Annotated in this window: 16 protein-coding genes and 1 pseudogene; 5 read left to right on the top strand and 12 right to left on the bottom strand. The window is 61.5% G+C overall.

Annotation, left to right across the window (positions count from 1 at the left end):
• Positions 1 to 109: 109 nt before the first annotated feature.
• The 11 genes and pseudogenes from LOY35_RS22545 to LOY35_RS22500 form a co-directional block, all read right to left on the bottom strand.
• Entirely contained in the window at positions 110 to 1,729 is a 1,620-nt protein-coding gene (locus LOY35_RS22545; protein ID WP_258627394.1) for an FMN-binding glutamate synthase family protein, read from the bottom strand.
• Positions 1,730 to 1,914: 185 nt separating this feature from the next.
• Positions 1,915 to 2,058: a hypothetical protein gene (locus tag LOY35_RS22540; RefSeq protein WP_258627391.1), complete on the bottom strand. Its 144-nt coding sequence runs from the start codon at positions 2,056 to 2,058 to the stop codon at positions 1,915 to 1,917.
• Positions 2,059 to 2,243: 185 nt separating this feature from the next.
• Positions 2,244 to 2,387: a hypothetical protein gene (locus LOY35_RS22535; RefSeq protein WP_258627389.1), complete on the bottom strand. Its 144-nt coding sequence runs from the start codon at positions 2,385 to 2,387 to the stop codon at positions 2,244 to 2,246.
• Between the two features lie 185 nt (positions 2,388 to 2,572).
• A complete protein-coding gene (locus LOY35_RS22530; protein WP_258627385.1) occupies positions 2,573 to 2,716 on the bottom strand; it encodes a hypothetical protein in 144 nt (47 codons plus the stop codon).
• A gap of 185 nt (positions 2,717 to 2,901) precedes the next feature.
• Entirely contained in the window at positions 2,902 to 3,045 is a 144-nt protein-coding gene (locus LOY35_RS22525) for a hypothetical protein (protein WP_258627383.1), read from the bottom strand.
• Positions 3,046 to 3,560: 515 nt separating this feature from the next.
• A pseudogene (locus LOY35_RS28680) lies at positions 3,561 to 3,614 on the bottom strand (hypothetical protein); the annotation flags it as partial.
• A gap of 22 nt (positions 3,615 to 3,636) precedes the next feature.
• Entirely contained in the window at positions 3,637 to 5,043 is a 1,407-nt protein-coding gene (locus tag LOY35_RS22520; RefSeq protein WP_258627380.1) for an ATP-binding protein, read from the bottom strand.
• Positions 5,040 to 6,842 (bottom strand): DAHL domain-containing protein, encoded by a 1,803-nt coding sequence (locus tag LOY35_RS22515; RefSeq protein WP_258627375.1) that lies wholly within the window; start codon positions 6,840 to 6,842, stop codon positions 5,040 to 5,042. The genes LOY35_RS22520 and LOY35_RS22515 overlap by 4 nt, the downstream gene beginning before the upstream one ends.
• Positions 6,839 to 7,798, bottom strand: a complete 960-nt coding sequence (locus LOY35_RS22510; RefSeq protein ID WP_258627373.1) for a cytochrome-c peroxidase — start codon at positions 7,796 to 7,798, stop codon at positions 6,839 to 6,841. The genes LOY35_RS22515 and LOY35_RS22510 overlap by 4 nt, the downstream gene beginning before the upstream one ends.
• Before the next feature lie 36 nt (positions 7,799 to 7,834).
• Positions 7,835 to 9,709 (bottom strand): GGDEF and EAL domain-containing protein, encoded by a 1,875-nt coding sequence (locus LOY35_RS22505; RefSeq protein WP_258627372.1) that lies wholly within the window; start codon positions 9,707 to 9,709, stop codon positions 7,835 to 7,837.
• On the bottom strand, positions 9,706 to 11,997 hold the full coding sequence (locus LOY35_RS22500) for an EAL domain-containing protein (RefSeq protein WP_258627370.1): 2,292 nt from the start codon (positions 11,995 to 11,997) through the stop codon (positions 9,706 to 9,708). The genes LOY35_RS22505 and LOY35_RS22500 overlap by 4 nt, the downstream gene beginning before the upstream one ends.
• Positions 11,998 to 12,225: 228 nt before the next feature.
• Here LOY35_RS22500 and LOY35_RS22495 point away from each other — a divergent pair, with 228 nt between their 5' ends.
• The 4 genes from LOY35_RS22495 (at position 12,226) to LOY35_RS22480 (ending at position 15,375) form a co-directional block, all read left to right on the top strand.
• The gene (locus tag LOY35_RS22495; protein WP_258627368.1) at positions 12,226 to 13,593 is read left to right on the top strand and encodes an HD domain-containing phosphohydrolase; all 1,368 of its coding nucleotides are present in this window, start codon (positions 12,226 to 12,228) and stop codon (positions 13,591 to 13,593) included.
• A gap of 215 nt (positions 13,594 to 13,808) precedes the next feature.
• Positions 13,809 to 14,237, top strand: coding sequence for an NUDIX domain-containing protein (locus LOY35_RS22490; RefSeq protein WP_258627366.1), 429 nt, complete (start codon positions 13,809 to 13,811; stop codon positions 14,235 to 14,237).
• A 5-nt stretch (positions 14,238 to 14,242) separates the two neighbouring features.
• Positions 14,243 to 14,881 carry a LysE family translocator gene (locus LOY35_RS22485; RefSeq protein WP_258627364.1) on the top strand — a complete coding sequence of 213 codons (639 nt, stop codon included), beginning with the start codon at positions 14,243 to 14,245 and terminating at the stop codon, positions 14,879 to 14,881.
• Entirely contained in the window at positions 14,878 to 15,375 is a 498-nt protein-coding gene (locus LOY35_RS22480) for a GNAT family N-acetyltransferase (protein ID WP_258627361.1), read from the top strand. Before LOY35_RS22485 ends, LOY35_RS22480 begins: the two co-directional genes overlap by 4 nt.
• 112 nt (positions 15,376 to 15,487) lie before the next feature.
• On the opposite strand, the gene metR is transcribed toward LOY35_RS22480, so the two are convergent.
• Complete coding sequence (gene metR, locus LOY35_RS22475) at positions 15,488 to 16,405, bottom strand: transcriptional regulator MetR (protein ID WP_258627357.1); 918 nt, start codon at positions 16,403 to 16,405, stop codon at positions 15,488 to 15,490.
• A 109-nt stretch (positions 16,406 to 16,514) separates the two neighbouring features.
• Between metR and metE the strand changes: the two genes are divergently transcribed.
• Positions 16,515 to 18,827 (top strand): 5-methyltetrahydropteroyltriglutamate--homocysteine S-methyltransferase, encoded by a 2,313-nt coding sequence (gene metE / locus LOY35_RS22470; protein ID WP_258627355.1) that lies wholly within the window; start codon positions 16,515 to 16,517, stop codon positions 18,825 to 18,827.
• Positions 18,828 to 18,932 lie beyond the last annotated feature (105 nt).

Below are 18,932 nucleotides of genomic sequence, written 5' to 3'. Positions count from 1 at the left end.
GTCTGAGGGGATGTTCAATTGCAGGGGCGTAGCCGTCTACTGTCAGAGTTGACAGGTGGAGCGATCCGAAACCCCGGCCGATCGAGGCTTTCGGGCCCTGCGTTAACGGTTACGCAACCTCCATTTCCAAAGGCTCGAAACTGTCCGCCCGCGCCATCTGCCACATTCGCGAATAAAACGCGCCATTGACTTCGCCCGTCAGCAACTCCCCTGGCTTCAGAAACACATGCAGCTGTGAAAACAGCTTGATCTCGGTCGCGGACATCCGTCGAACCAGGTGCTTGGGTTGCAACTGCGACGGGTGTTCGAGGCCGGCGGCGGCGAGCATTTCCGCCAGGGCCTTGAGGGTGTTGCGGTGAAAGCTGTAGACCCGCTGGGCCTTGTCCGGGACGACCAGGGCGCGCTGGCGCAAGGTGTCCTGGGTGGCGACGCCGGTGGGGCATTTGTTGGTGTGGCAGCTTTGCGACTGGATGCAGCCGATGGCGAACATGAAGCCCCGGGCGGCGTTGGCCCAGTCGGCACCGATGGCCAGTACGCTGGCGATGTCGAAGGCGCTGACGATCTTGCCGCTGGCGCCGAGCTTGATCTTGTCCCGCAAGTTCAGACCCACCAGGGTGTTGTGGACGAACAGCAGTCCCTCGCGCAACGGCGCGCCGATGTGGTCGGTGAACTCGACCGGCGCGGCGCCCGTGCCACCTTCCTTGCCGTCCACCACGATGAAGTCGGGCAGGATACCGGTTTCCAGCATGGCCTTGGCGATCCCCATGAACTCCCATGGGTGACCCAGGCAGAATTTGAAGCCCACCGGCTTGCCACCGGACAACTCACGCAGTTGCTGTACGAACCGCATCAACTCGATGGGCGTGGAGAACGCACTGTGGCAGGACGGTGAAACGCAATCCTCGCCCATGCGGATGCCGCGGGTTTCGGCGATTTCCCGGGTGACCTTGTGCTTGGGCAGAATCCCGCCGTGGCCGGGTTTGGCGCCCTGGCTCATCTTGATTTCAATCATCCGCACCTGTGGGTCCCGGGCCTGGGCGGCGAACCGCTCCGGGTCGAAGTGGCCGTCCGCGGTGCGACAGCCGAAGTAGCCGCTGCCCAGCTCCCAGGTCAGGTCGCCGCCGTGTTCACGGTGGTAGGGGCTGATGCTGCCTTCGCCGGTATCGTGGGCGAAATTGCCGAGCTTCGCGCCTTGGTTCAACGCCCGGATGGCGTTGGCGCTCAGGGAGCCGAAGCTCATGGCGGAAATGTTGAACACCGAAGCCGAGTAAGGCTGGGTGCACTGCGGGCCACCGACCGTTACGCGAAACCCACTGGGGTCGCTCAGCGGAGCCGGGCGCATGGAGTGGCCGATGAATTCGAAACCGGCCTGGTAGACGTCGATCAAGGTGCCGAAGGGTTTGTCGGCGCTTTCGTTCTTGGCCCGGGAGTACACCAGTGAGCGCTGGGCGCGGGAGAAGGGCAGGGCATCGCTGTCGGATTCGAGCAGGTATTGGCGGATCTCCGGGCGAATGCCTTCGACCAGGTAGCGGATATTGCCCAGGATCGGATAGTTGCGCCGCACGGCGTGGCGTTTTTGCAGCAGGTCGAACAACCCCAGCAGGCTCAGCAGGCCTGTCACCAGCGCGATCGGCCATAGCCAGTCATGCGCAAGGAACGGCAGGCTGGCGAGGGTGAACAGCACACAGCCGGCGAAGAAGGCGTAACGGCTTAATAGCGACAGGCTCATGCGGTTTCCTTGGGGTAGGGGCGAAGGGCCATTCTGCGCTGCTGGCGAAACGCTGGGCAACCGATGATAAGAGGATTTCATGTGCTAAGGGCTTTATCCGTGGCGAGGGGATTCATCCCCGCTGGGCTGCGTAGCAGCCCCAATACAATCGACTCAATCTGCCTGAAGTACCGAGTCGCCTGGTTTTAGGGCCGCTGCGCGCCCCAGCGGGGATAAGTCCCCTCGCCACAGAGGATCTTGCCCAGGCTTTGTGTTGGAGCAAATCTGGCGAGGGTGAACAGCACACAGCCGGCGAAGAAGGCGTAACGGCTTAATAGCGACAGGCTCATGCGGTTTCCTTGGGGTAGGGGCGAAGGGCCATTCTGCGCTGCTGGCGAAACGCTGGGCAACCGGTGATAAGAGGATTTCATGTGCTAAGGGCTTTATCCGTGGCGAGGGGATTCATCCCCGCTGGGCTGCGTAGCAGCCCCAATACAATCGACTCAATCTGCCTGAAGTACCGAGTCGCCTGGTTTTAGGGCCGCTGCGCGCCCCAGCGGGGATAAATCCCCTCGCCACAGAGGATCTTGCCCAGGCTTTTTGTTGGAGTAAATCTGGCGAGGGTGGACAACACACAGCCGGCGAAGAAGGCGTAACGGCTTAATAGCGACAGGCTCATGCGGTTTCCTTGGGGTAGGGGCGAAGGGCCATTCTGCGCTGCTGGCGAAACGCTGGGTAACCGGTGATGAGAGGATTTCATGTGCTGAGAGCTTTATCCGTGGCGAGGGGATTCATCCCCGCTGGGCTGCGCAGCAGCCCCAATACAATCGACTCAATCTGCCTGAAGTACCGAGTCGCCTGGTTTTAGGGCCGCTGCGCGCCCCAGCGGGGATAAATCCCCTCGCCACAGAGGATCTTGCCCAGGCTTTGTGTTGGAGCAAAGCTGGCGAGGGTGGACAACACACAGCCGGCGAAGAAGGCGTAACGGCTTAATAGCGACAGGCTCATGCGGTTTCCTTGGGATAGGGGCGAAGGGCCATTCTGCGCTGCTGGCGAAACGCTGGGTAACCGGTGATAAGAGGATTTCATGTGCTAAGGGCTTTATCCGTGGCGAGGGGATTCATCCCCGCTGGGCTGCGTAGCAGCCCCAATACAATCGACTCAATCTGCCTGAAGTACCGAGTCGCCTGGTTTTAGGGCCGCTGCGCGCCCCAGCGGGGATAAATCCCCTCGCCACAGAGGATCTTGCCCAGGCTTTGTGTTGGAGCAAATCTGGCGAGGGTGGACAGCACACAGCCGGCGAAGAAGGCGTAACGGCTTAATAGCGACAGGCTCATGCGGTTTCCTTGGGATAGGGGCGAAGGGCCATTCTGCGCTGCTGGCGAAACACTGGGTAACCGGTGATGAGAGGATTTCATGTGCTGAGGGCTTTATCCGTGGCGAGGGGATTTATCCCCGCTGGGCTGCGTAGCAGCCCCAATACAATCGACTCAATCTGCCTGAAGTACCGAGTCGCCTGGTTTTAGGGCCGCTGCGCGCCCCAGCGGGGATAAATCCCCTCGCCACAGAGGATCTTGCCCAGGCTTTGTGTTGGAGCAAATCTGGCGAGGGTGGACAGCACACAGCCGGCGAAGAAGGCGTAACGGGCTTAATAGCGACAGGCTCATGCGGTTTCCTGGGTAGGGGCGAGGGGGGGCATTCTGCGCTGCTGGCGAAACGCTGGGTAACCGGTGATGAGAGGATTTTATGTGCTAAGAGCTTTATCCGTGGCGAGGGGATTTATCCCCGCTGGGCTGCGTAGCAGCCCCAATACAATCGACTCAATCTGCCTGAAGTACCGAGTCGCCTGGTTTTAGGGCCGCTGCGCGGCCCAGCGGGGATAAATCCCCTCGCCACAAGAGGGGCACTCTTTTACAGGTAAATTCGGGTCACTCCGCCAACTTCATCTGCCGCATCGGCAACTCGATCCGGAACGTCGTACCCACCCCCACCTCACTTCGCACGCTGATCTCGCCGTTGTGCTTCTTCACGATGCCATAGGACAGTGACAGCCCAAGCCCCGTGCCCTGGCCGATGGGTTTGGTGGTAAAGAACGGGTCGAAGATTTTTTGCAGGGTTTCCGGTGGGATGCCCGAGCCGTTGTCGGCGACTTCGATCCACACGCTGTCACCGTCGACGCCGTTGCGCAGGGTGATAGTGCCCCGTTCGGGGCCGATGGCCTGAGCGGCGTTGACGATCAGGTTCATGATCACCTGATTGATTTGCGACGGCAGGCATTCGACCTCTGGCAGCGGGCTGTACTCCTTGATCACGTCGGCCTTGTACTTGATTTCGTTGGCAACGATGTTCAGCGTCGAATCCATGCCCTGTTGCAGGTTCGCCATCTGCCATTCCTGGTTGGAGTCCACGCGGGAGAAGTCCTTCAGGTCCTTGACGATCTGTCCGACCCGGGCGATGCCGTCCTTGGACTCCTTGATCAGCAACGGAATGTCCTCGACCAGGAAGTCCAGCTCCACCTGCTCGCGCAGCTTGACCAGGTACATCACCAACTCCGGCGAGGCGATGGCTTCCTCGGCGTTGCCATAGGCCAGGAGCATTTCTTCCAGCTTGCTGAAATAGCCGTCCAGGGCGCCCAGGTTGGAGGAGATGAAACCGATGGGGTTGTTGATTTCGTGGGCCACCCCGGCGGCCAGCTGACCCAGCGAGGCGAGCTTTTCCGATTGCACCAACTGGGTTTCGAGCATCTTGCGTTCGTCGATTTCCATTTGCAGCAAGGTACTGGCCTGCTTGAACGCCTGGGTGCGTTGCTGCACCAGTTCCTCGAGCTTGCTCATCTTCAACTGTGCGCGCGAAGTCATTTCCCATTTGGTGGTGAGGGTGTTGGCCATCTGCTGGACTTCGATGTTATCGAAGGGCTTTTTCAAGATCAGCAGGCGGTCGTGGCCGTTCAGTCGATCCAGCAGTTCATCCCAGGAATAATCCGAATAGGCCGTGCACACCACCACCTGTAACTGTGGGTCGCACTTCCACAGTTCTTCGATGGTCTTGGCCCCGTCCCACCCCTCAGGCATGCGCATGTCGACGAAAGCCAGTGCATACGGACGGTCTTTTGCCAGTGCCGCCTGCAATTTGCTCAGGCCTTCCTGGCCGCCATAGGCCGAGTCGAGCTCGTATACCGTGCCGACCGGTTTCGGTGCCTCGCCGAACAGCGCGCTTTCCATGTCCTGCAGGTCGGTGTTGCTGTCTTCCTCGGGGGTGAGGATCTTGCGGAAATCCTCATGAATGGCGGGCGTGTCGTCGACCAACAGGATGCGCCGGTTACTTAAATTATTCATGAATCGTCTTCCGCGAGTTTCAGGGGCACGTGCAGTACGAATGTCGCCCCCTTGCCGGGGCCCTCACTGTGGGCGGTGAGGCGGCCGTTCATTTCGATGGCGGCCGTTGCACAGCTGTGCAGGCCGAACCCGTGGCCTTCCTTGCGCGTGGTAAAACCGTGGGCAAAGATACGTGTCATGTTTTCTTCCGGAATACCTTCGCCCTCGTCCTTGACACTGATCTGCAACGTCTCGTCATTTACGACCGCCGCACTCAGGGTCATGTTCCGCGCATGATTCGAGACCCCGGCCATGGCGTATTTGGCGTTGCTGATCAGGTTGATCAGGATCAGCAGCAGCCGGTGCTTGTCGCCCATGACCCGAGGCACGTTACCGTATTCCTTGATCACCGTCACATGGTGCCGGGTCAGGGCGCCGGAGTTCATGCGCAGGGCATCTTCAAGCAATTCGCTGATCACCAGCGGTTCCATCATGCTGTTGGCTCCGGCATAGGATTGCTGCGTGGAGACGATGTCCTTGATGTGGTCCACGCTCTTGCTCAACAGGGCCAGCTCATCGATCAGGCTCTGCTGCTCGACTGCCATGGCGTCCACCAACTGGTTGAGATAGCCGGGCAGCAGCTTGCCTTTCTCGTCTTCGCTGAGGAAATGCCCCAGGTCATGGGGGTGCTCGTTGATCAGGCTCATTGCCTTGCCCAGTCCCTGGGCCTTGCTGCTGCGCAATTTGCGACTGACCAGATCGGCGGAGATATTCACGCTGTTGAGCACGTTGCCGACGTTGTGCAGCACATTGGTGGCGATTTCCGCCATGCCGGCCTGGCGGGCGGTATCCATCAATTCACTCTGGGTATCCTTGAGCTCGCGGGTGCGCTCTTCGACCCGTTGTTCCAATTCGTCGTTGGCGGTTTGCAGGGCGTTGTTGACCCGCTTGATCTCGGCAAAGCTGCGTATCAGCCGGATGGCCAGCCAGATCAATATCAACACCAGGAGAGTGGCGAACACCAGCAGGTACACGTGATTGCGCTGGTACCTGTGGGCGGCTATTTCCTGGTCCTCATCGAGCAGGCGGGTGATGGTGTCCAGGTGATCGGAGACGGGAACGGCTTCGATGCCCTCCAGCAACTCATTGACCCGTGGTTGTTCGCGCAGGATCAGGGCAATGTGCCGGCTCAGGATGTCGATGGAGTCATGCAGGCCCACCGGCAGGCGCTCCTTGTTCACATCGAGGCGGTTCAGGCCAAGCAGCACCTCGGCGGCAATTTCGCGGGTAGTGAGCTGGGAGAACTCCATGCTGCTGAGCAGCAGGTCGTAGGTATCGATGGCAACACTTTGCAGCTGCAGTTTGTCCTCGTCGGACAGCTGGGCGAACTCGGCCTGGATGTCGTCCTCGGCGGTGGGCAGGAACGCCAGGGAATTGCGCAACACTGCATTGTGGGACTTGAACTGTTCCACCAGTCGGGTCTTTTCCTTGATGGCCTTGAGGTATTCGTCGCGCTGGCTCTCCCAGAGCGAGTGGGCATGGCGACCAGGCTCCGATTCAATGGCGTCGAGGCGTCGCCACAGGCGCGTCATTTCGTGCAATGGGGAGACCAGCGGATCGTAGTTGTGACTCAGGGCGATGCGGGATTTGAGTACTTCGTTGTCCCAGATGGCGTCCTGCTGCTTGAGCAGGCGGACCAGGTCCCTGGACTCGATGTACGAAGCAGCCTGCTGGGCACTCGAATTGATGTACATGAACAGCAGGACCGAGGCGAGCAGGGCACCGATGAAGAACAGGCCGAAGCGGCGAAGGGCCTTCATAGTGGCTTGCCCTCCCATTCGCCGGTCAGGGTCTTGAGGAATTCGACGATCAGCTCCGTGTCGTTCTTCAAGGGCTCACGGCCCAACTGGTATTTGAACATCACTTCCACCGCACGCTCGAGGGTCGGCGCGGATCCGTCGTGGAAATACGGTGCGGTAACGGCCACGTTACGCAGGCTGGGAACCTTGAAGACCTGACGGTCGCCTTCATCGCCGGTGATGTTGAAGCGACCCTCATCGACCTGGGTAGGGTTGCCCCGATCCGCAATGTAGTCACCCATGACGCCGAACTTCTGGAACATGTTGCCGCCGATATTCACACCCTGGTGGCAAGCGATGCAGCCGTATTCCTTGAAACGTTGGTAACCGAACTTTTCCCGGGGGGTGAGGATGTCGGTGTTGCCCAGCAGATATTGGTCGAAGCGCGAGTTGGGCGTCAGCAGGGTGCGCTCGAAATCGGCCAGGGCCCTCTGGATATTGGGTTGGGTGACGCCCTCGGGATAGGCGCTGGCGAAATCCTTGGCGTAACCCGGATCATCGGCGATGCGCTTGACCACCGATTCCCAGGTACTACCCATTTCCGTGGAGCTGGTCACCACGGTCTGCACCTGTTCTTCCAGGGTATCGACGCGGCCGTCCCAGAACTGGTGGAAGTTCAGACTGGCATTGAACACAGTGGGGGTATTGACCTCCACGGGCTTGCCATCGAAACCCAGGGAAAACCGTTTGTCGTCGGCCCCGCCTTTGTCCAGGCGATGGCAACTGGCACAGGACAGGGTGTTGTTGACCGATAGCCGAGGGTCAAAGAACAGCCGTTGGCCCAACTGGACGCTTTTGGGGTCCAGGGCCGGAGCGGGGGGGAGTGGTTTGAGCGGCTCGTCCAGTGGTGCGGCGTGAGCAGCCACGCCTGAGCCCATGAGCAGGCCGAGAGCGAATAACAGTCCAGATGACGCCATCGGGTGCTTCCTTGAGTCTCTTGGTTGATGAGTGTTTCACGAAAACGGATTCGGACGTCGTTCCCACTCGGCCATCCACTGGACGAAGGCTTGCGGCTCCACTGCCTTGCTGAAGTAGTACCCCTGGGCCTCCTCACACTGGTGGACCTTGAGGAACTCCAGTTGCTCGCGGGTTTCCACGCCTTCGGCGATGATGTGCAGGTTCAAGCCCTTGCCGAGGTTGATGATGGTGCTCACCAGCTTGGCGTCGTTGCTGTCGATGCTCAGGTCGCCGACGAACGATTGGTCGATCTTCAGTACATCCACCGGAAATTTCTGCAGGTAACTCAGGCTCGAATAACCCGTGCCGAAGTCGTCGATGGCCAGCCGGATCCCCTGTTGCTTGATGGCCTTGAGGATGGCGACGGTGGTATCGATGTTCTGCATCAGCACGCTTTCGGTGATCTCCAGTTCTAACTGTGTCGGGTCCAGTCCCGTTTCCTTGAGGGTGCGGGCGATGCCTTCGACGAAGCTGCGTTGACGAAAGTCGATGGCCGAGACGTTGACCGACAGGTACAGCGGCCGCATGCCCTGGGCTTGCCAGGCGCAGGCCTGCTGGCAGGCCTCCTGGAGCACCCATTGGCTCAATGGCACGATCAGCCCGCTGTCCTCGGCCACCGGGATGAAATCCGACGGAGGGACCAGCCCGTGCCCCGGCCGGTTCCAGCGCACCAGTGCCTCGGCCCCGACCACCTTGCCACTGCGCAGGTCCAGCTTGGGCTGGTAATGCAGCACGAACTCCTTGCGTTGCAGGGCCAGTCGCAAACCGGATTCGATGGTCTGTTGCTGTCGGGCCCGACGATTCATGTCTTCGGTAAAAAAACGGTAGTCGTTGGGACCGGTTTCCTTGACGTTGCGCATCGCTGTCTCGGCTTTCTTGATCAGCGCCACGGCGTCGAAACCGTCGGCCGGATACACGCTGACCCCCAGGCTCGCGGTGACGGTCAGGTCATGGCCGTCGATGGGTTGGGGCGAGTTGATGGCCGTCAGCAGTTTTTCCGCAACGCCCTTGATCTGTTGCGGGTCGGTGATGTCTCCCAGCACCACCACGAACTCATCGGAACCGTAGCGAAACACTGAGTCGGACTCACGCACCACCGTCGTCAGCGTGCGGGCCACGCGTTTGAGCATCTCGTCGCCCACCGGATGGCCGAGGGCATTGTTGATGCGCTTGAAGCGATCCAGGCCGATGAACATCACCGCCAGTTGCCGGTCATGGCGCCGGCACTGGGCCATGGCCTGGGTCAGGCGATCACCCAGCAGCATGCTGTTGGGCAGTTCGGTGAGCACGTCGTATTGCAGCAGGTGGGACACCTTGAGCAATTCCTGGACCCGCTCCTCGATCGTGCGCTCCAGGCTGCGCATTTTTCTCGCCGCATCCTGGGCCAACTGCCATTTCCAGGTCATGGCGCTGGCCATCTGGCGGATTTCCAGGGTGTCGAAGGGTTTTTTCAGGATCAGCAGTTGATCGTCGAACTCGATGCGTTCGGACATGGTTTCCCAGGTGTAATCCGAAAAGGCCGTGCACAAGGCGATTTGCAGCCGCGGGTCGGCTTGCCACAAGCGCTCGATGGTCTGCAGGCCGTCCCAGCCCGGCGGCATGCGCATGTCGGCGAACACCAGCGCATAGGGCTGGCCTTCGGCCTGGGCGCGCTTGACCAGCTCCAGGGCTTCCTCGCCCTGATAGGCCGAGTCGATCTGAAATTGCAGCCGGTTGACCTGCGGTGTTCCGAACAACAGGCTCTCGGTGTCGTCCAGCGAATCATCGCTGCCGTTGCCGGGGCTGAGGATTTTGCGAAAGTCCTGATGGATGGCCGGCGTATCGTCCACCACCAGGATCCGCCGGTTGGCAGGTACCGACATGGGGTTCATGGGTTGCTCTCCGATAGCTGGCTCGCCGGCCGGGTCCAGTGATCCACCACGGGAACGATGGTACCGGCCTTGAGCAGTTCGGCGGCCTGGCCGCTGTCCACCGCCGTGCTGAAATAGTGTCCCTGGGCTTGCATCTCTCCGCCGGTGGACATCAGCGTGGTGCGTTGTTCCTGGGTCTCGACACCCTCGGCGATGATGCCGATGCCCACGTCCCGGGCAAAGTTGATGATCGCCCGCAGCGTCATGGCGTTGTCCGGGTCGTCGTTGGCGCTGTCGAGCAGGCGTTGGGCGAGCTTGAGGTGATTGACCCGATAGGTCTTGAGGTAATCGAACGAGGAATACTCGGTGCCGAAATCATCGATGGCCACCTGTACCCCCAGCTCACACAGGCGCGGCAGTACGTCGTTGTGGGTCCACTTGGTCTGGGCGAGGGTGGCTTCGGTGACATCGAAGCGCAGGTCCCAGGGGGCCAGCTCCCAGCGGGCCGTGGTACGCAGGACATCGTAGATCAGTTCCGGCCCGGTCTTGAGCTGGGTCAGTGACAGGTCGATGGCAATCACCGGAGGCGCCACACCCTGGTCGCGCCACTGGCGCATCTGTTGGCAGGCCTGATCCAGAACCCAATGCCCGAGGGCAATGATGAGCCCGGTTTTTTCGGCCGCCGGCATGAACACCGACGGCTCCAGCCAGCCCCGTTCGGGGTGCTTCCAGCGTACCTGCACGCCCATGCCCAGGATCTTGCCGGTGCCGAGGTCGACTTCCGGCAGGTACTGCAGGTGCAGCTCATGGTTCTCGATGGCCTGGCGCAGGTCGTTGGTCAGGGCCACCCGGTCCGTCACCTCCTGGTTGATCTCCTCGTTGTGGAAGTGGTACTGGTTGCGGCCTTTTTCCTTGGAACGGTACAGGGCCATGTCGGACTGGGCCATCAGGCTGTCGGCGCTCTGGCTTTCAGGGGTGTACAGGGCAATGCCGATACTCACGGAGATCCGTACGTCGTTGCCGTCCAGGGAGTAGGGCGCCACCAGGGTGTCGCGGATCTTGGCCGCCAGGGCGGCGCATTGGGTTGGTTCGTGGACATCCAGTTGCAGGATGGCGAACTCGTCGCCGCCCAGGCGCGCGACCACGTCGTTTTCTCGGGTGCAGCCCTTGATGCGCGTGGCGACTTCCTGCAACAGCAGGTCGCCGATGGGATGGCCCAGGGTGTCGTTGATCCGCTTGAAGTGGTCCAGATCCAGGTAGAACATCGCGAACGCCGCCGCCCCCCGGCGAGCGGCGGCGAAGGCCTGGTGCAGGCGCTCGATCACCGTGGCGCGGTTGGCCAATCCGGTGAGGCCGTCGGTTCGGGCCAGCAGGGCGATCTTTTCCTCGGCCAGCTTGCGCTCGGTGATGTCGAGGATGATGCCTTCCACCTCCAGCAACAGGCCTTGCTCGTTGCGCACCGGGATATAGCGGTTTTCCACCCAGCGGAACGCACCGTCGCCGGTGCGCATGCGGAACTCGATGGACGCCCCCGCTGTATCGCGATCCAGCACCCGGACCATGGCCTGGTCGATCTTGGACTGGTCGTCGGGATGGATCAGCGCTTGTGCCCAGTCGGGTGAGTTGACCAGTTGCGCCGCGACATGACCGAACTTGGTGATGTTGTGGGAGATGTACATCAACGGGAAGGGCGGTTCGCCGCGCAGGCGATAGAGGATGGTCGGGCTGTTCTGCACGATGATGTTGGCGTCGGCCAGTTCCCGGGTGCGTTCCTCCACCGCCTGTTCGAGCATGTCCATTTTCAGCGCCGCGTCTTCGGTCATCTGCCATTTGACGGTCAGGGTGCTGGCCATCTGGCGAATCTCGATGGCGTCGAAGGGCTTTTTCAGGATGAGCAGGCGGTCGCCCAGTTCGAGACGGTCGGCGATGTCTTCCCAGGAATAATCCGAATAAGCGGTGCACAGCGCGACTTGCAGCTTGGGGTCGGCGCGCCACAGCCTTTCGATGGTTTCCAGGCCATCCCAGCCAGGGGGCATGCGCATGTCGATGAAGGCCATCGCATAGGGAAGCCCTTTGGCCAGCGCTGTCTCGACCTTGTTCAGGGCTTCCATGCCCTGGAACGCCGAATCAAGCACGAAACTCTGGGTGGCGACTGCGACCGGCGCGCCGAACAGGGCCTCTTCGGCACTGCTCAGGTTGTCTTCGGCAAGTGCCTGGGGACTGAGGATTTTTCGAAAATCCTCATGAATCGTCAGGGTGTCGTCGACGATCAGGATCCGCCGATTGGCTCTCTCCAGGGGCTGGCTCATGGCCGTGCACCGAGGTGATGCTGACTACAGAACCGTGGGTACATCTGATGTCCCTTTCGCTGGCATGAGTATTCTGGCCTGTACTTGGCCCTTCATGGGGTACAGCATAGTCGTCTGATCGGGATGCGCTCGCTCGGTGGTGGCAAATCGTGCCTAAATTATTGCAATCTACTAGCCTGTTATTTGGGGGTAGGGTAGAACGTTGTCGTCTTACAGGAGGGGGTAGCAATGGAAGATCAATCGCCGGACGTTCCGGTCACGAAGCCGACGGTGCTGTTGGTCGATGACGAAGAATCGATTCTCAATAGCCTGCGTCGGTTATTGCGCAGCCAGCCATATGAAATCCTGCTGGCGGACAGCGGTGCCAAGGCTCTGGAAATCCTCAAGGAGCGGCCGGTCGACCTGGTGATGACCGATGCGCGCATGCCCAACATGGACGGTGCGACGCTGCTGGCCCAGATCCGCAAGCTCTATCCGTCGACCCTGCGCATCCTGCTCACCGGCTACGCCGATGTGGACATGATGACCAAGGCCATCAACGAGGGGGGGCTGTATCGCTACCTCAGCAAGCCGTGGAACGATGATGAACTGGTACAGGCCCTGCGTCAGGCCCTGGCCCACCAGCATTCCGAAAGCGAACGCCAGCGCCTCGAAGCGCTGAACCGCGAGCAGAACCAGCAACTCAAGACCCTCAACGCCACCCTGGAAAAGCGCGTGGCGTCCCGTACCGCCGAGCTGCAGCAGACCGCCGACATGCTCGACCTGGCCTACGAAGAGCTCAAGCGCAGCTACGTGACCGGCACCGAGGTGTTCTCCCTGATCGCCAACCTGCGCCTGCCCAAGGCCAAGCAGATCAACCGGCAGATCATCGAGCTGATCCGCGTCTACAGCCGGCTGCACTTTCTCGACGAGTCCACCGACCGCGACCTGACCATGGCCGCCGCGCTCTACAACATCGGCAAGCTGAGCTGGACCGATAACATGATGGTCACGCCGGCCGACATGTTGCATCACAACGAACTGGACCTGTATCGCTCCTATCCGAAGCAGAGCGAATCGCTGCTGATGACCCTGGACCCGATGAAGGACGCGGCGCGAATCATTCTTCATCACCAGGAGCGCTGGGACGGCAGTGGCTTCCCCGATCACCTCAGGGGCGAGGCAATTCCGTTCGGCTCCAGGCTGTTGAAGCTGGCGGTGGACTTCATCGAGTTGCAGCGCGGGCTGATTCTCGAGCGGCAGATGAACAGCGACGAGGCACTGGTCTACATCCGCAAATACGCCGGCAAGCTGTATGACCCGGACATGGTGGAGGACTTCATCAAGGCCTGTGCCGAGTACCTGGAAGACGTGACCCTGTCCGACCCGACGGTGAAGGTCATGACCACCCGCGAGCTGGCGTCCGGCATGGTCCTGGCCCGCAACCTCAACGCCGACAACGGCATGTTGTTGCTCAATGCCGGCAAGGTATTGAGTGGCCCATTGGTGGAGAAGCTCATCGCCTTCGAAGCGATGGAAGGGGCCCGGTACAGCGTATTCGTCAAGATCCCCGAGGAGGAGCTGGATCCTTCGGCACCGAAGCCGATGTTGGAGTGATGCAAGGCTGATTGGAAAATCGAATCCCCTGTGGGAGCGAGCCTGCTCGCGAAAGCGGAGTGTCAGCTATTGAACAGTCACTGATACACCGCCATCGCGAGCAGGCTCGCTCCCACAGGGGGTGGTGTTGTGCCTGTACAAGTGGGGGCAGGCTTTGCTCCAGCCTCTGTGGTCTGTAATCTCCCCAGGCATTTTTCCGCCAAGGCCGATCATCCATGACCACTCCCCTCATCCACATCGCCGCCGCCCTGCTGATCGGGCCGGACGGTCGAACCCTGCTGGTGCGCAAGCGCGGGACCCGGGCCTTCATGCAGCCGGGCGGCAAGATCGAGCCCCGTGAGCAACCGGTCCAGGCCCTGGCCCGGGAGCTGGAGGAAGAGCTGGGGCTGACAATCGATCCGGCACAGGCTCGCTACCTGGGCCCGTTCAGCGCGCCGGCCGCCAACGAGCCGGGCTTTGTCGTCGAGGCCGAGGTGTTCCTGTTGACGATCGACTCAGCGGTTCTCCCCGCTGCCGAGATTGAAGAGGTTCGCTGGATCGACCCGGCCGGCGACGGCGGGTTGCCGCTGGCACCGTTGACAGGCGAGGTCATCCTGCCGTTTTATCGAACCTCAGAGTTGTCAAACCCACGCCTCAAGGACTGACCCACATGATTCCCTTGCCGGACCTGCTGGTTTTTGCCGCCGCCGCGCTGCTGATGGTGCTTACGCCCGGCCCGAACATGATCTACCTGATTTCTCGTTCGATCTGCCAAGGCCGCAAGGCCGGGGTCACCTCCTTGCTGGGGGTGGTGGCGGGATTCTTTGTGCATGTGTTCGCAGCGGCGGTGGGGCTGACGGCGGTGTTCCTGGCCGTGCCCATGGCCTATGAAGTCCTGAAATGGGCCGGTGCGCTGTACCTGTTGTGGCTGGCCTGGCAGGCCGTGAAACCGGGTGCGCGCTCGCCGTTCCAGGCGCAGCAGTTGCCTGCGGACTCGACGCGCAAGCTGATCACCATGGGCTTTCTCACCAGCGCCCTGAATCCGAAGATCGCCGTGTTCTATCTGTCGGTATTTCCCCAGTTCATCAGCCCGGAACATGGCTCGTTGTTCACCCAGAGCCTGATCCTCGGGCTGACCCAGATCAGCGTCAGTTTCAGCGTCAACCTGCTGATTGCGCTGTTCGCTGCGGGCATTGCTTCGTGGTTCGTTCATAACCCCATCTGGTTGGCGGTGCAGCGTTATTTCATGGGGTTTGTGCTGGGTGCGCTGGCGTTGCGGCTGATGCTTGAGCAACGGCGGGCCGCGTGAGCATCCGACGGCTGCGGGCCGGCGATACACCGGCCTATCGCGAGCTGATGCTCCAGGCCTATGGGCTGCATCCGCAGGCCTTCACCTCCAGCGTCAGCGAGCGGGCGACGATGCCCATGAACTGGTGGGAGTCTCGCCTGACCAGCCGGTTCGACGTGGTGCTGGGGGCCTTCGTCGAGAATGAACTGGCCGGTATCGTCGGCCTGGCCCTGGAACCCCGGCAGAAAGCCCGGCACAAGGCGACGCTGTTCGGCATGTACGTCGTCGATGCCCATCGTCACCGTGGGCTTGGCCAGCAATTGCTGGAGGCCGCGCTTGACGAAGCCCGTCGCCATCCCTTCCTGCGTCTGGTGCAACTGACCGTCACCGCGGGGAATGATCCGGCGCTCAAGCTCTACCAACGCTGCGGTTTCGTGCTCTATGGCCTGGAGCCGATGGCGATACGTGTTGGCGACGAGTATTTCGACAAGATCCACATGTGGCGCGAGCTCTAAGGCCTCATCGCGAGCAGGCTCGCCTCCCACAATTGGATTTCCGTAGCAGGCATTGAGGTCAACACAGCTTCCCTGTGAGAGCGAGCCTGCTCGCGATAGCGGCGCCCGGGTATCACCGAACCGCACTGACCCCATCCAGCGTGGAAAACGACGTGTCCTTGGCCGTCAACAGGAAGTCGCGCATGTACGGTGCATCGAGCATGTCGGTGCGAACCGCCGCGTACAGCGTGGCGAACAGGCCTTTCTCCCCCAGCCGCTTGGCTTTCACGTAACCCCGTGAGCTGTATTCATGCAGGGCCCAGTGGGGCATGCCGCAGACGCCACGGCCGCTGGCCACCAACTGCATCATCATCACCGTCAGTTCGGACGTGCGGACCTGGGCCGGTTCGATGTCGGCCGGCTCGAGGAAGCGGGTGAAGATGTCCAGTCGGTCCCGTTCCACCGGGTAGGTGATCAGGGTTTCGCTGAGCAGGTCTTCAGGCACGATATAGGGTTTGCCCGCCAGCCGATGCTGGTTGGCCACGGCGAGCATCGCTTCGTAGGTGAACAGCGGCACGTAGGTGATGCCCGCCAGTTCCAGCGGGTCGGACGTCACCACCAGGTCCAGGTCGCCACGGGCCAGGGCCGGCAACGGGGCGAAGGCAAAGCCCGAGGCCAGGTCCAGTTCGACTTCCGGCCAGGCATCGCGGAACTGGTCGATGGTCGGCATCAGCCACTGGAAACAACTGTGGCATTCGATGGCCATGTGCAAACGTCCGGCGGTACCACCGGCCAGCCGGGCGATGTCCCGCTCGGCGCCGCGCAGCAACGGCAGGGTGGCGTCGGCCAGTTGCAACAAGCGCAGGCCGGCGCTGGTGAACCGCACCGGTTTGGTCTTGCGCACGAACAACTGCATTCCCAGGCGTTCTTCCAGCTCCTTGAATTGGTGGGAAAGGGCGGACTGGGTCAGGTGCAGGCGTTCGGCGGCCTCTACCAGGCTGTCGGCTTCGCGCAGGGCGTGCAGGGTCTTGAGGTGGCGGAGTTCAAGCACCGGAGTTTCTCCATGAATAAAACTTGTGATCAACACGAAAAGGTTGAGTTTGTCTCATGCAGGGTCGGCTGTCGACAATGGCGTCATCTTTTACAGGAGGACTCTTACCATGGCCCTGGCCCACACCCTCGGTTTTCCCCGCATCGGCGCCGACCGCGAACTGAAGAAAGCCCTCGAAGCCTACTGGAAGGGCGACCTGGCGCCGACCGCGTTGCAGAGTGTCGGCCGCGAATTGCGGGCCCGGCACTGGCAATTGCAGAAAGACGCCGGGATCGACCTGCTGCCGGTGGGGGATTTTGCCTGGTACGACCAGGTGCTCGGTCACACCCTGACCCTGGGCGCGGTGCCGGCGCGATTTCACAATACGTTGAACCCCCAGGGTCGACCGACCCTCGATACGCTGTTCGCCATGGCCCGTGGCGCCACGCCGGCCTGTTGCGATGCCGACCACGGCCACACGCAACATGCCCAGGAACTGACCAAGTGGTTCGACACCAACTACCACTATCTGGTACCGGAATTTTCCGTCGACCAGACCTTCGCCGTGAGCTGGGAACAGCTGTTCGATGAAGTGGACGAGGCCCATGCCCTGGGGCACCGGGTCAAACCGGTGATCATCGGCCCGCTGACGTATCTGTGGCTGGGCAAGGCCAAGGGCCAGGATTTCGACAAGCTCGAACTGCTGGAACGCCTGCTGCCGGTCTACGGTGAAATCCTCAATCGCCTGAAGGCCCAGGGCGTGGAGTGGGTGCAGATCGACGAGCCAATCCTCACCCTCGACCTGCCCCTGGCCTGGCGCAGTGCCTTCGAGCGGGCTTACCACATCCTCCAGTATTCGCCGCTGAAGAAGCTGGTAGCGACTTATTTCAGTGGCCTGGAAGACAATCTCGGCCTGGCCGTGAGCCTGCCGGTGGACGGTTTGCACATCGACGCGGTACGTGCCCCGGAGCAACTGGGCCAGGTGTTGGATCGCCTGCCGACCTACAAGATTCTCTCGGTGGGCCTGGTCAATGGCCGTAACGTCTGGCGCTGCGAACTGGAACAGGCCCTGGCACAGTTGCAGCCGGCCCAGGAACGCTTTGGCGACAACCTCTGGGTCAGCACGTCATGCTCGTTACTGCACAGCCCGGTGGACCTGGAGCGTGAAGACCGGCTCGATCCCGAGCTCAAGAGCTGGCTGGCCTTCGCGGTGCAGAAATGCGGCGAAGTGGCGGTGTTGCGTGACGCATTGAACGACCCGCAAGCTCCCGGCGTACAACAGGCGCTGGCCGCCAGCCGCGAGATTCAGGCGAGCCGTGCCGCTTCGACGCGCATTCACAAGCCCGAGGTCCAGGCCCGACTGGCGGCCATCAAGCCGCAGGACAGCCAGCGGCGTTCAGCGTTTGCCCAGCGCATCGGACGGCAGCGAGACCGCCTGAAATTGCCGGCCTTTCCAACCACCACCATCGGCTCTTTCCCGCAAACCCCGGCGATTCGCCTGGCGCGTCAAGCCTACAAGCAGGGCAGACTGTCGGCCAACGATTATCAGGACGCCATGCACACCGAAATCCGCCACGCCGTGCAGATCCAGGAGCGCCTCGGCCTGGATGTGCTGGTCCATGGCGAAGCCGAGCGCAACGACATGGTGGAGTATTTCGCCGAGCAATTGGACGGCTACGCCTTCACCCGCTTCGGTTGGGTGCAGAGCTACGGTTCGCGGTGCGTGAAACCGGCGATCATCTATGGCGACATCAGCCGGCCGAAGCCCATGACCGTCGACTGGATCCGCTACGCGCAGAACCTGACCGACAAGGTCATGAAGGGCATGCTCACTGGCCCGGTGACCATGCTGATGTGGTCATTCCCTCGCGAAGACGTGTCGCGCCGGGTCCAGGCACAGCAACTGGCGCTGGCCCTGCGTGACGAAGTGGTGGATCTGGAAGCGGCCGGGATCAGCATCGTGCAGATCGACGAAGCCGCGTTCCGCGAAGGGCTGCCGCTGCGGCGCGGGCAATGGCAGGAATACCTGGACTGGGCGGTGGAAGCCTTCCGCTTGAGCGCGTCGGGTGTGCGTGACGAAACCCAGATCCATACCCACATGTGCTACAGCGAATTCAATGACGTGATCCAGGCCATCGCGGCCATGGACGCCGACGTCATCACCATTGAAACCTCACGCTCGGACATGGAGTTGCTGGAGGCGTTCGAAGCGTTCGACTACCCGAACGATATCGGCCCGGGCGTCTACGACATTCACTCGCCGCGAGTGCCGGACACGGCCGAAATGGTCGGGTTGATGAACAAGGCCGCGAAGCGGATTCCCGCCGGGCACCTGTGGATCAACCCCGACTGCGGCCTGAAAACCCGGGCGTGGCCGGAAACCGAAGCGGCGCTGGTGAACATGGTAGCGGCGGCGCGGCAGTTGCGTGGGCAGTTGGCCTGAATGATTTCAAAGTGCTTGTAGGTGAACACCTTTGTGGCGAGGGGACTTTCTGTGGCGAGGGGATTCATCCCCGCTGGGCTGCGCAGCAGCCCCCATGCTGACAAC

It is taken from the genome of Pseudomonas sp. B21-028, from assembly GCF_024749045.1.
GTDB lineage: Bacteria > Pseudomonadota > Gammaproteobacteria > Pseudomonadales > Pseudomonadaceae > Aquipseudomonas.
Note: the sequence above shows the minus strand (reverse complement) of the source record. Positions and strands in the feature narration are given on the sequence as shown.